The organism is Arthrobacter sp. TJ-58 (assembly GCF_058269295.1).
This window is the reverse complement of the sequence record NZ_JBZCNM010000003.1, coordinates 313,570-325,939: the sequence shown is the minus strand read 5'-3', so window position 1 is coordinate 325,939 and position 12,370 is coordinate 313,570. Positions and strand designations below refer to the sequence as shown.

Below are 12,370 nucleotides of genomic sequence, written 5' to 3'. Positions count from 1 at the left end.
ACTTCCTTGGATACGTTGAAGCCGCGCATTAAGGCACGGCGCTGACCCCCAGACTATCCCTTCCGCAGGGACCCGGTGCGGCTCTCAGCCCTCTTCGCGAAGGAGACGCAAGTGGGAGCGCCGGGCCCCCGGAGTCTCTGCGGGCGGTTCCAGGGGCTGTTTGCCGTTGCGTTTGGGGGCATCGTCAGCCGAATACTCACCGGCTTCCCGTACGGCATCGACTATCGCCGACAGCTCATCGCTGGTGGGGATGCGGGGCTGGCCGTCAAGGTCCAGGCGGACGACTTCCCATCCCAGCGGCACCGTCAGGCGGTCGGCATGGGCGTGGCACAAGTCGTAGCAATGGGGCTCGGCGTACGTTGCCAGGGGCCCCAACACCGCCGTGGAATCGGCATATACGTAGGTGAGGGTGGCTGCAGCCGCCTCTCGGCACGCTGACCTGGAGCACAATCTTAAGGATTCCACGGAGGATCACTTTACCTGCAGCAGGCATCCGCCCCGGTCAGGCACGCCGGAGGAATGGACTGCTTAAAACCGGTGCCCCAGGACGGGTTTCAGCGGTTACAGTTCTTATATGTCCACCGGACCAACTCTCAGGGTGTACCTCGGCCCCGGCGAAGAGCCGTCCGAGTCCGATCCCGTGTCAGCGGGGCGTCCCTTCCGGCTCCGCCGCCGCAACCGGCACGGCCGCGGCCTGCGCGGGGAGCTCATTCCCGCTCACCTGGCCGGTTTCCGCTCACGTTCGGAGCGTTTTGACACGTGGGTGCTTGAGTCAGCCCAGCGGCTGGAACGGCTTTGGGGCGAGGACATTCAGTCCTACCAGTTTGTGGTGCAGGATATTCCGCCCGGACTTGAGGAGCTGGCTGCATCCGGCGGGAATATCCCCTTCGGCGCGGGTTCTCCGGCGGCCGGTCCCAAACCCGCCGTCATTACGGTGTACCGGCATCCGGTGGAGTCTGCAGCGCGCGGACTGGTGCCGGTCAGCGAACTGATTCACGACGTCGTAGTGGAACAGCTGGCCACGCTGCTGGGGATGGACCCGGAAACCGTTGACCCGACGTACGGACGGTTCCGCCCGCTGTAGGTCCGCCGGCCTTAGTAGCCCAGTCCCACCGGGACGCTGGTGCCGCCTACGCTCCCCTTCGGCAGCGGCAGCACGGAGAGCCCGTCGCCCTTGGAGGCGGTGAGGACCTGCGCACCATACACCGCGTCGCCGGTGGCATTAATCAGCACAGCGGCAAGACCCGGGCCGACGCCGGCAGCAGGCATGGTGACAGTGGTTCCCGCAGCAACACTGATGATTTGCTCGGCCCCGAGGCTGCCGTCCGCGGCAACCCCGGTCAGGCGCACCTCGGCGGCACCGGCGGGAGCCGAAAAGCTCAGGTCAGACACGGAATCCGGGGGCAGGACTGCCAGATGATCACTGCCCAGCCGCTCTCCGGCCGGTGCTACGGCAAGGTCAACCGGTGCGTCAGCTTTGCTGCCGCGGCTGGTCACGGTGTCGGCTGTCACTGACACGTCCGCGGTAACCTCCACGGCGTAGGTCCCTTCGGGCAGGGCGTCCAGGGGCAGCTGGCCTACGCTGCCGGCAGGAACAGTGAAGACGCCGCCGCCGGGAAGCGGGGCCTCCCCGCCCGTGCCCAGGACCCTCACCGAAACCACCGCGTTGGTGCTGCCGGGTACGGCCACCTGGACGGCCGGCGCAGCTGATTCATAGCCGCGTTCTGCGGTTAGCTTCTTGGTGGCCGCCGGATCCTGGATGCGCACCCCGGTTATCACCTGCTGGGGAGCCGCAGCGGCCGCCGGCTGAATGAGTTCCACTCCTCCGGGCGTCAGGCCGCGGAGGATGCTTTGCTGCACCAACGCAGTTACCGGACCGCCCGAGCTGCGCACCCGAACAGCCAGGGCCGGTTCGTTTGCCGCAAGGCCTGCCAGCACAATGGATTTGGTCTGCCCCGGCGGCACCAGGATTCCGCGGGTACCGGTTCCTTCCACGCGGCCCTTCGAACCGTATAGTTCCAGGTCAACCGTGGCGGCGCTCTCCGATGCGTTGGTCAGGCGCAGCACTGCGGTGGCCCCCACCGTCGTCCGAGCGCCCATGATCCACATATCGTTGCCCGGGGTCTGGCAGTTTGCTGCGGCAAGACCGGCAAGATCCCCGTCCCCGGCGGAGAAGCCCACCACGGCATTGGCAGTTGCCTGCAGTGTCCCGGACGGTTCGGCGCTGAGGACAGAGACCTCACCAACAGGGAAGTTGCCCAGAATGCCTGCGCTTCGCACGCCTGCCAGCGGCTCGGCATCCGGGGCGTCCTCGGCGATTGTTTTCAGTTCAGTGCTGCCGTCCGCCTTCAGCAGCGAAGAGGTCGGAACGGGGGTGCCTGCACCGCTGAGAACGACGGCACTGAGCGAGGTTTTGGCAGACCCGGACACCGGATTGAACTGGGGATCCGTTCCGGCCACGCTGCCGGCCAGCAGGCGCAGCGGTTCAGGGCAGACGGCAGTCAGCGGTGCGGCAGGAACATCGGCGGCGGGAATCTGCACGGATTTGCCCGCGCTGCCGGGATCAACCGCGAGGGACCCGCCCACTACGGCACCACCTGCGGCTAAAACCAGGACAGCAGCCGCGGCGGTGCCGGCCTGCTGCCGGCGACGCTTCCGACGGACGAGCAGCTCCACCCGGCGCTCCGGAGTATCTTTCTTTGCTGCAGCTTTTTCCTTGGCTGCAGGCTCCTCCTTAGCCGCGGCCTTTTCCTCAGCCGCAGTCTTTTCGATCGGCACAGTCTTTTCGAACAGCGAAGTCTTGCCGGTCTCCTCATGGGATCCGTTGGTCTTTGTGGCGTCTTCCGCAGTCTGGTCGGTTCCGGCGGTCTCCAGGGGTGCTTCACCGTCCGGCGTTACTTCATCAGCCGGTGCGGTCTCGCTGTTCGGCGTTACTTCACTTTCCGGCGCTGCTTCACCGTCCGGGGCTGCTTCGCTGTTCGGCGTTATTTCACTGTCCGGCGTTACTTCATCAACCGGTGCGGCCTCGCCGTCCGCTACTGCCTCACTCTGCGGCGCAGGCGATCCACTCGCTTGCTTCCGGGCCCGGCGTCCGGTGGATTTATCTTTGCGGCTCATCAGCGCTGTCCTTCCGTTGCGCCGGAGTTTCCGGATGCATTGACTTGCTCAGCCCCGCCGCCAGCGGAAACCGTTACTGCTTCTTCTGCGCCAACGGGAACAGCCTGTTCGGAATCCGGCTCCACAGCAACCGCCACGGCTGCCCCGGATGCGTCGGTTGCGGTGCCGGCCTCCGCCGCGGCTTTCGGTTCGCTGCGCACGGGCCCCTGCAGTCCGGGCAGCCGAACGGCACCGCTGTGTGCACGGATCGGCACAGCCAGAAGCACCGTGAGCGCCAGGAACAGGATCTGGGCGGCCTCAAGCCAGGGCTCCCACACGACGGCGTACTCGATATCCAGCTCGCCGCCTTCGGCAGGAAGCTCCCATGCCTGGGTCCAGTCTTCCGCTGTCGCCTTTAGCGGCACCCCGTTCAGTGTGGCTTCCCAGCCGGGATCGGCCCGTTCGGCCAGGACCAGCATCCGGCCCTCGGATCCGGCAGGAATGGAAGTCCTGACAGCGGTTCGTTCGGACGGAACCACCGCTTCAACGCTGCCGTCAGCGGCAAGGATGCGGACTCTGCCCGTCTGACCGGACAGCGCCTCGGTGCCCTGCTCGTCGAGCTGGCCGACAACCCGCCACAGCCAGCCGGAGCCGGTTTGCCCCACCGACGCCAGGCCCGGAACGGAATCCATCTTGTCCGCCAGCAGTTCGGCAGACGTGTCGGATTCCTGCAGGACCACGTACCCAACCCCCAGACGGGACAACTCCGCACGGGGGTCGGAGCCGGCGCCTGCCGTGATGACTGCCACTGCACGGCGCAGATCCGCTGCAGCAGCGTCATCGCTGATAAGTTCTTCGCCGTTGGCCGGGCCCGTGATGGAACGCGCGGCGTAAACGGTGGACAGACTGTCCAAGGTGGTCCCGCCGTCGCGCATCAGGGCAGCTGTGACGTCATCGTTGTCGTCGGTTTGCAGCAGCAGGGTACGGGTGCGCTCGTCGCTGCTGCCCCGGTCCGCAGCGGTGGCAGGAAGCGTCCGTTCGGCGGCCGGGGACACCAGCGGTTCAGCCCCAAGGGCGCCGCCAATACCCTGTGCCGTTGCGGTACCTGTGGTTAGTGGACCGCTGAACAGGACCAGGCCTGCAACGGGGCCCAGCACAAGCACGACACCCAGCAGGACTGCTGTGGGACGCACACCCCGTATCTTGCCCGAAGCACTGATCTTCCGCTTCGGACCGGCGCGAAGAAGTGCATCGCCGGCCAACAGGGCCGCGCACAGTTGGAGGAAAACGACGGCGGAGACCAGCGGGCCGGGGAAAGGCGTCACCAGCTCGCCCGGGGCGGCACCGGTGGCAACAAACGCGGACAGCCAGCTCACGGCAAGGGCGGTGAGACTGAGGATCCAGGCCAGCCGGGCAAATCGTGCCCGGGCACCGGAAAACAGTGCAGCAGCCGAAAGGAACAGCACCGGAGCGCCGATCACCAACGCAACCACCAGCGGCCAGGGCCCGGCCGTATCCATCAGCGGCAGAGTGCCGTGAACATCAAAGGCCAGGGGGAAACCCAGGAGCTGCTGCCACAGCGCGGCGGCGTCGAAACCCAGCGGCGTCCCGGGATCCGCGGCAAGGGCACGGGGGTTATCCAGCGTGGACACGGCAACCGGAAGCAGGAGGACCGCTGGCAAGATCAGGGCCCACCACAGCGTGCGCGCCCGTCGTCCCAGGCGCATGGACAGCAGCAGCACCGCAACCGCGGCAACCACGAGCAGTACCGGTGCGGAGGCACTTACGGCAGCCAGCAGGAGCCCGGCGGCACCGGCGGCCGCCCAGCTGGGCTGCTTGCCGGTGCCGGGGTGCGGACCCAGGGCCCGGCGCGGCTCGTTCCGTTCCGCACTCCGGGCAGCGCCGACAGCACGGATCACAGCCAGCACCAGCAGTGGCATCAGAATGTGCGCAAGCAGCGCTCCGAGCCGGCCCTCCCCCAGAGCAACCTGCAGAGCAGGCGCTCCGCCCCAGAGCAGTGCAGCCCAGAAGCGCAGGCCCCGCCGGCCGGTCAGTGCTCCGGCGGCAATCCAGGCGGTGAGTCCGGCCAGAGGCATGGCGGTCAGCAGGAGAATGACGACGGCGGTGTTGGTGTTTCCGAGTCCGGCCGCTCCGAGCAGCCAGAGAACATAGTCAAAGGGATCCCCGTGCCCCGGGAAGCCGGAGCCGAGTTCAATCCACCATCCCGAGGCGTTGGACCAGATATCTCCGAGACTGCCGGAGAGCGGCAGCAGCGCGCCTCCCGCCACAGCGGATGCCCCGATCAGGCGGTACAGGCCAACCAGCGAGGCAGCCAGCAATATCAGCACAGCAGCTACGGCGCCGGTGCCTGTCCAGGACCGGGCCGGTGCCAGGGAGACGAAATCATCATGGAGATCACCGGTGGGCTCCAGCGAAGCGGGATCCAGGCTGGATGCACCGGGAAGCAAAGGCTCGGCAGGCGGCGGCGCGGGCACCGCTCCCGGCGCCGAAAACGGAGCGGCCGAAGACTCAAAGAGTGAGCGGTGGTGTTCACGCACCTCTCGCCGGCGGGCCCGCAGGGAACGGACCGCCTTGCGCGACCGGATCCGGGTAGCTGCTGCGCAGCGGCGGGAGCGGTACAGGTCAATGGGGCGCAGCACCGCACCGACGCTGGCGGCAAGGGAACCGAAGGCGTAGCCGGGGTCCTTGGCAAGCATGCCCAGAAAGAGCCTGCCGAAACCGCCCAGCACCGCTCCGGCAGCCAGGAACGGAACCTGCCACAGCGGCGCGTGCTTGAGCCGCAGGAAAATCTCGGCCCGCCGGGAAACCCGGGCGGAGGCTGCGGTATTGGGTCGGCTGCCGGCGTGGCGCACCTTCGCGGCCGGCACAACGACGACGCGGTTCCCGGCCAGGCGGTTCCGCCAGCAGAGGTCAACGTCGTCACCGGAGCCGGGCAGTGCGGGGTCGAACCCTTCCAGCGCTTCCCAGACGTCACGGCGCACCAGCATGCCGGCGGAGTTTACGGCGAAGACGTCGCTGCGCCCGTCATACTGGCCCTGGTCCAGCTCATCGGCGTCGATCAGGGTGAGGCGTTCCGCCCACCGGCTGATCGACAGCCCCACGTCCACCAGCAGGCGGTCGTTGTTCCAGTCAACCTGCTTGGTGCCGGCGATCGTCACCGACGGTGCCCGCTCCACGGCCAGGAGCAGCTCTTCAAGTGCCTGGGGGGCGGGGGCTGAATCATCATGGAGAAGCCAGAGCCAGTCCACGGTTCCCGCGGCCGGATCCGGCGCTGAAAGCTCGGCCAGTCCGGCCCGGACCGCGGCCCCGAATCCGGCGCCCGGAGGGGCGGCTGCAACGGGGCTGCCGGCCGGCAGCCCGCGGCGAAGCAGCGCAGCGGAATTGTCGGTGGAACCGGCGTCCACGCCTACGTACAGCTGAGCGGGCCGGGTTTGTCCGGCCAGCGACTCAAGCGTGGTGGGGAGGTAGTGCGCGCCGTTGTGGGCAACCACAACGGCACAAACGCGGAAGTGCGAAGGAATTAGACTGCCTGCTTCCGGAGCCGGCGGCGTTCCCGCTCGGAAAGCCCGCCCCAGATGCCAAACCGCTCGTCATTGGCCAGCGCGTATTCCAGGCACTGGGACCGCACGTTGCAGGCGGCGCAAACCTTTTTCGCGTCGCGGGTGGAGCCGCCCTTTTCCGGAAAGAAGGCTTCGGGATCTGTTTGGGCGCAGAGCGCATCCGACTGCCATCCCAGTTCGCCGTCGTCGTAATCGCTAAGGCCGGGCAGTCCGATCCAGACCGGCCGGGTGTCCTTCTCCGCAGGGGTGGAGAACAGTGCCACGGGCGGATCCAGCAGATCGGCTTCCTCGGTGTCCGGAGCCAGGGCTTCATGGGCGGCCAGGAAGGCAGTGGCCTGGTCTTCCAGCCCTGCGCTGTCCCGGCGGTAACGCTCTGCTGCTCCCGGGTCCGCGGGGTCCACGTACCAGTCCACGGGCACGCCTCGAGAGCCGTAGCTGGCGGATGCCTGCGCGGCGATGGACTGGTCGTGTGTGTATTCTGCCTGCCCCATGGAAGTCCTCCCGGTGTTATTGTCCCTGCAGCGGATCTTTGAGCCCTGCCAGGCACAATCAGCCTGCGTGGAATGCATATTGTGGTGGATTGCTGGAACAAATCCGATACCTAATTACACGCGTGTAATACGATGCCGTCAAGCTGTTTCGGCATCTTATAGAGTCGGGACCTCAGAACCCGGGCACGCCACGCCCGGAATACCGCCATTTTTACCGGCGCGTCGCGGCTGGCGCCCTCACGTCACAATTCGGTGCGGGGCGGCCAAGCGCCCGCTTCCCTCACACGCAGGGCAGCATTCCACCGCAATCATCACAGAAAAGAGCCCCCATGACCGGCAAAAAAACCGTTCCCGCCATCTTGTCCACACTGCGCACCCATCAGGCAACCTCCCCTGCACTCATTTGGTACGGTCCGAATTCTGAGCGGATTGAGCTCTCCGGCAAGGTGCTGGACAACTGGGTGGCCAAGACATCAAACCTGCTGGTTGATGAACTTGACGCGGAACCGGGCATCCGGATCCGGCTGGACCTTCCGGTGCACTGGAAAACTCTGGTGTGGGCCCTGGCCTCGTGGCAGACAGGGTGCACGGTGGTTCTCAGTGACGAGCCCGCCGGCACAGCTGCCGCGGACGTTACGGTCACGGACTCGCAGCAGGTGCTGGACGCAGCCGAGGGGACGGTTGTGGCAGTGGCACCGGGCGCGCTGGAGCTGCGCTGGTCCGGGGAACTTCCCGCCGCTGCGGTGGATTACGCGGCCGAAGTGCGCAGCTACGCAGACACTTATACGGGCGGGGACGACGCCGAAGATGGATACACTGCCCTGCACAGTTCGCTGGGAACCGGCACAACCCTGACTTACGCGCAGCTGGCCGAAACAGCCGACGGCGGCAGCGCACAGACGCTGCTGGTTTCCGCGGCGGCGGACCTGCCGGAGGTATTGTCAGCTGCGCTCCGCGTATGGGCTGCCGGCGGAACGGTGGTGCTCGCGGGGGCCGGCGTCGAACTGACGGACCGCCTGCTGGCTGCCGAAAAGGTTACGGCGCAGCTGGAGGCGTAGATTCGCTCTTGAGGCGAGGCTCACCGGATGCGCGGCCTGCGGTGCGGTTGGCAGCGCCGCGGGTTCCGGCCTGCTTCGGTGAGTCTTCGTCCAGCAGTTCGTAGTCTTTCTGGAATCCGGGCTCTTCATCCAGCTCGGCGTTGAAAACCCAGAAACGGTATGCGAAGAACCGCAGGATGGTGGCCACGCCAATACCCACGATGCCGGCGAAGCCAAGCCATTTCGCGTCGGTGATGCCCATCGGGTACTGGGCCACCCAGGTGAAACCACTGGATATGACAATGCCTACGCCGTTAATAATGAGGAACAGCACCAGTTCGCGGCTCACATTGTTCTGGCGGCGGCGCCGGAAAGTCCAGAAGCGGTTTGCCACCCACGAGAACAAAGTTGCCACAACGGCGCTGATGATGCGCGCCTTGGTGGCACTGCCTTCCAGGGGTCCGTGGTAGAGGAGCCACCACAGCCCGTTGTCCACAACAAAGGCGAAAGCGCCCACAGTCCCAAACTTGGCTACTTCCCGCCAAAACAGCGAGGCCAAGCCCCTGATACGCGCAGACAGTGATGAAAACATGATCCTCCGAGGCCGTTGGTGCGCCGCCGGCCGGGATTGCCGAAGCTGGACACAGTAATCCGCTGCGTATGGACAGGCAGACGGTAAGAACCAATATTACTCCCGTATTTTGGGAGTTCCCTGAACACGCAGGAGGAACCCCTCCGGCCAAAAGAGGTTTGCGGTAACTTTTCGGTAACCTAATGCTGTGACCTTTCCTATAATTGGCGTCGTCGGCGGTGGCCAGCTGGCCCGGATGATGGCCCCCGCAGCAGTGGCCCTTGGTTTCGAACTTCGAGTTTTGGCCGAGGGCCCTGACGTGTCCGCCGTGCCCGCCGTCGCCTCCTCCACGGTTGGTGACTACACCGATTTGGAAACGCTGCGCGAATTCGCAGCTGGCGTGGATGTGCTCACGTTCGACCACGAGCATGTGCCCGGAGCACACCTGCGCGTCCTGGCCGGCGAAGGAGTGAACGTGCAGCCCTCGCCGGACGCCCTGGTCCATGCCCAGGACAAGCTGGTCATGCGGGCGGCCGTTGACCGGCTGGGCCTTCCCAATCCGCGCTGGGCAGCGGTGTCCAGCGTCGAGGACCTCGTGGACTTCGCCAAGGCCGCGGAATGGCCCGTGGTCCTGAAAACCCCGCGCGGAGGTTACGACGGCAAGGGCGTGCGGATCATTGCCGACGCTGATGAAGCGGCCCAAGCGGCCGACTGGTTCACGGGTGAACCGCTTCTGGCCGAAGAAAAAGTGCCTTTCAGCCGCGAACTTTCCGCCCTGGTTGCCCGAACCCCCGGTGGCACCGCGCTTCCCTGGCCGGTGGTGCATTCCATTCAGGTCAACGGCGTCTGCGATGAAGTCATTGCCCCGGCCCAGGAGCTGGACCCGCAGGTGGCGGAGGCCGCCCAGCAGGCCGCCCTGCGGATCGCCTCGGAGCTTGGCGTCACCGGCGTGATGGCCGTTGAGCTGTTCGAAACACCCGGACGGGGCGAGGGATTCCTCATTAACGAGTTGGCGATGCGGCCCCATAACTCCGGCCACTGGACCATGGACGGTTCTGTCACGGGCCAGTTTGAGCAGCATCTGCGGGCCGTCCTGGACCTTCCGCTGGGCGCAACCGATGTCCTGGGCGGCGTCGTCGTCATGAAGAACTACCTTGGCGGCGCAAATTCGGATCTGTTCAGCAGCTATGCTTCTGCACTGGCTGCCGAGCCGGCCGCCAAAATCCATAATTACGGTAAATCGGTCCGACCGGGCCGCAAGATCGGGCATGTCAACGTGGTGGGCCGCAGCGCTGCGGACCTGACCCGGGTGCGGAGCAGCGCTGATCGCGCAGCTTCCATCCTCCGTGACGGTTCCGATTCCCAGAAGGAGAATTCATGAGCATCCGCGACACCCCCCTGGTAGGACTCGTCATGGGCTCGGACTCCGACTGGCCCGTCATGGACGCCGCTGCCGCGGCCCTGGCCGAGTTTGGCATCCCGTATGAGGCCGACGTCGTGTCCGCCCACCGGATGCCCACGGAGATGATCGACTACGGCCAGCGCGCCCACCAGCGCGGCCTGCGGGTGATTATTGCCGGCGCCGGCGGCGCCGCGCACCTGCCCGGGATGCTGGCAGCGGTCACTCCCCTGCCCGTCATCGGTGTTCCGGTTCCCCTCAAGCACCTGGACGGCATGGATTCGCTGCTGTCGATCGTGCAGATGCCCGCCGGCATCCCCGTGGCGACCGTTTCTATTGGCGGGGCACGCAACGCGGGACTGCTGGCAGTGCGGATGCTGGCCGCCGGCACCGACCCGCTGGCGGCCAAACTTCAGCAGCAGCTGCTCGACTTTGCCTCCGGGCTGCGCCAGACGGCACTGGCCAAGGGCGCCAAGCTGCGCACCTCTGTTACGGTCAGCGACTAGGGCCTTCCATGGACCCGAGGAACAACACCGACGCCATGCTGACGGACCCGGTCCGGAATCCGCAGTCGGCACCGCCGCGCACACGCACCAAACGGGCCTTCATCCTTCTCCTGCTGACACTGGTACTGCCCGGCTCAGCCCAGGTTGTGGCCGGCAACCGCAAACTCGGCCGCCGGGCCCTGCAGGTAACCTTCACGGTCTGGGCGCTTGCCGCAGCTGCACTGGTGCTGGCCCTGACCAACCGCGCCATGCTGGTGAACCTTCTCACCAACGGCTGGTCCTCTTTCCTGCTCATGGTGATCCTGGCCCTGCTGGCGGTGGGCTGGGCCTTCCTGTTCCTCAATACCCTGCGCATCATCCGGCCGCCCCTGCTGGAGAGACGGGTGCGTCCCCTGATCGCCGGCATGCTGGCGGCGCTGGTGGTGTGCACCAGCGGCGGCCTGGCCTACGGCGCCTACATGCTCAATGTCAGCCGGAACGCATTCGGCAGCATTTTCTCCTCCGGCCCCTCCTTTGACCCTGTGGACGGCCGCTACAACTTCATGCTGATGGGCGGCGACGCCGGCGAGGACCGCACCGGGCTGCGCCCGGACAGCATGTCCGTCATCAGCGTTGATGCCAAGACCGGCAAGTCCATTACTTTCAGCCTTCCCCGCAACTTCCAGAACGCTCCGTTCCCGGAGGATTCCCCCCTGGCGGAGGTCTACCCGGACGGCTACAACTGCGGCGACGACTGCATCCTGAACAGCCTCTACCAGAACGTGATGGAGAACCATCAGGACCTGTACCCGGACTCGGCCGATCCCGGCGCCGAGGCGATGATGGACGCCGCGTCCGGCATCCTGGACCTGGATGTTCAGGCCTATGTGATTGTGGACATGGAAGGTTTCTCCAAACTCATCGATGCCATGGGCGGCATCACCGTCAACGCCGGCGGGTGGGTTCCCATCACGGCCGGTGAAATCCCCGGAACCAACCGGCACTACCCGCCGGACGGCTGGATTGCCCCGGGCACGCAGAAGATGGACGGCTATACGGCCCTCTGGTATGCCCGCTCGCGGGAGTTCGTCACCGACTACCACCGCATCGCCCGCCAGCAGTGCGTCCAGCAGGCCATGGTGGCGCAGCTGGACCCCGCTACGCTCCTGACCCGCTTCCAGGCCATTGCTTCGGCCGGACAGCAGATCGTCAAGACAGACATCCCGCAGGACCAGCTCGGCAGCTTCCTTGACCTGGCCCTGAAGGCGAAGTCGCAGCAGATGGAGCGCCTAACCATCGGCCCGCCGGACTTCGGCACCGCAGAGGACAACTTTGTGACCTATCCGGACTTCGATCAAATCCGGACCCGTGTGGCCGCGATGATTGCCGGTCAGGAAGCAGAGCCCAAAAAGCCCGCCGAAGAACCGGCCAAAGCTCCGGCCGAAGCTCCCGCCGCAGAAGACGGCGGCGCAGCACCGGAGATTGCGCCGGAACCGGAAACGGACAGCACCGACCTCGGGACGGAAACCGGACAGATCGCTGAACCGGCGCCGTCGGCGCCCGAACAGGAGGAAATTACTCAGGAATACCTGCAGTACCTCGCGGAGATTCAGGACGACGCCACGCTGGCGACCCTGCTGAACAACAACGGAGACTGCACCCCCGGCTAAGCGGACCAGCCCCTGATCCGCAGCCGTCGCCCAGACGGTC

10 protein-coding genes are annotated in these 12,370 nt (G+C 66.2%); 5 read left to right on the top strand and 5 right to left on the bottom strand.

The annotated features are described in order from the left end of the window. Nucleotides 1-84: 84 nt before the first annotated feature. On the bottom strand, nucleotides 85-465 hold the full coding sequence (locus AC4D2W_RS11930; RefSeq protein WP_490927119.1) for a DUF3499 domain-containing protein: 381 nt from the start codon (nucleotides 463-465) through the stop codon (nucleotides 85-87). Nucleotides 466-574: 109 nt separating this feature from the next. Between AC4D2W_RS11930 and AC4D2W_RS11925 the strand changes: the two genes are divergently transcribed. Next, complete coding sequence (locus AC4D2W_RS11925) at nucleotides 575-1,084, top strand: metallopeptidase family protein (protein ID WP_490927118.1); 510 nt, start codon at nucleotides 575-577, stop codon at nucleotides 1,082-1,084. 11 nt (nucleotides 1,085-1,095) lie between these two features. Here the strand turns inward: AC4D2W_RS11925 and AC4D2W_RS11920 are convergent, their stop codons facing one another. From AC4D2W_RS11920 to AC4D2W_RS11910, 3 genes are read right to left on the bottom strand one after another with little or no spacing between them, the layout of a single operon-like run. Continuing rightward, nucleotides 1,096-3,117, bottom strand: coding sequence for a DUF5719 family protein (locus AC4D2W_RS11920; RefSeq protein ID WP_490927117.1), 2,022 nt, complete (start codon nucleotides 3,115-3,117; stop codon nucleotides 1,096-1,098). Beyond that, nucleotides 3,117-6,608 (bottom strand): glycosyltransferase family 2 protein, encoded by a 3,492-nt coding sequence (locus AC4D2W_RS11915; RefSeq protein WP_490927116.1) that lies wholly within the window; start codon nucleotides 6,606-6,608, stop codon nucleotides 3,117-3,119. The genes AC4D2W_RS11920 and AC4D2W_RS11915 overlap by 1 nt, the downstream gene beginning before the upstream one ends. A 29-nt stretch (nucleotides 6,609-6,637) precedes the next feature. Continuing rightward, the gene (locus tag AC4D2W_RS11910; RefSeq protein WP_490927115.1) at nucleotides 6,638-7,168 is read right to left on the bottom strand and encodes a WhiB family transcriptional regulator; all 531 of its coding nucleotides are present in this window, start codon (nucleotides 7,166-7,168) and stop codon (nucleotides 6,638-6,640) included. Between the two features lie 329 nt (nucleotides 7,169-7,497). On the opposite strand from AC4D2W_RS11910, the gene AC4D2W_RS11905 reads away from it, so the two are divergent. Further along, nucleotides 7,498-8,226: a TIGR03089 family protein gene (locus AC4D2W_RS11905; RefSeq protein WP_490927114.1), complete on the top strand. Its 729-nt coding sequence runs from the start codon at nucleotides 7,498-7,500 to the stop codon at nucleotides 8,224-8,226. Here AC4D2W_RS11905 and AC4D2W_RS11900 read toward each other — a convergent pair. Beyond that, a complete protein-coding gene (locus tag AC4D2W_RS11900; RefSeq protein ID WP_490927113.1) occupies nucleotides 8,204-8,797 on the bottom strand; it encodes a GtrA family protein in 594 nt (197 codons plus the stop codon). The genes AC4D2W_RS11905 and AC4D2W_RS11900 overlap by 23 nt on opposite strands. Nucleotides 8,798-8,984: 187 nt before the next feature. Between AC4D2W_RS11900 and AC4D2W_RS11895 the strand changes: the two genes are divergently transcribed. Genes AC4D2W_RS11895 through AC4D2W_RS11885 form a run of 3 tightly spaced genes read left to right on the top strand, consistent with a single transcriptional unit; the run spans nucleotide 8,985 to nucleotide 12,330 of the window. Next, entirely contained in the window at nucleotides 8,985-10,157 is a 1,173-nt protein-coding gene (locus AC4D2W_RS11895) for a 5-(carboxyamino)imidazole ribonucleotide synthase (protein ID WP_490927112.1), read from the top strand. Further along, nucleotides 10,154-10,681, top strand: a complete 528-nt coding sequence (gene purE / locus AC4D2W_RS11890) for a 5-(carboxyamino)imidazole ribonucleotide mutase (RefSeq protein WP_490927111.1) — start codon at nucleotides 10,154-10,156, stop codon at nucleotides 10,679-10,681. The genes AC4D2W_RS11895 and purE overlap by 4 nt, the downstream gene beginning before the upstream one ends. A gap of 8 nt (nucleotides 10,682-10,689) precedes the next feature. Next, entirely contained in the window at nucleotides 10,690-12,330 is a 1,641-nt protein-coding gene (locus tag AC4D2W_RS11885) for an LCP family protein (protein ID WP_490927109.1), read from the top strand. Nucleotides 12,331-12,370 lie beyond the last annotated feature (40 nt).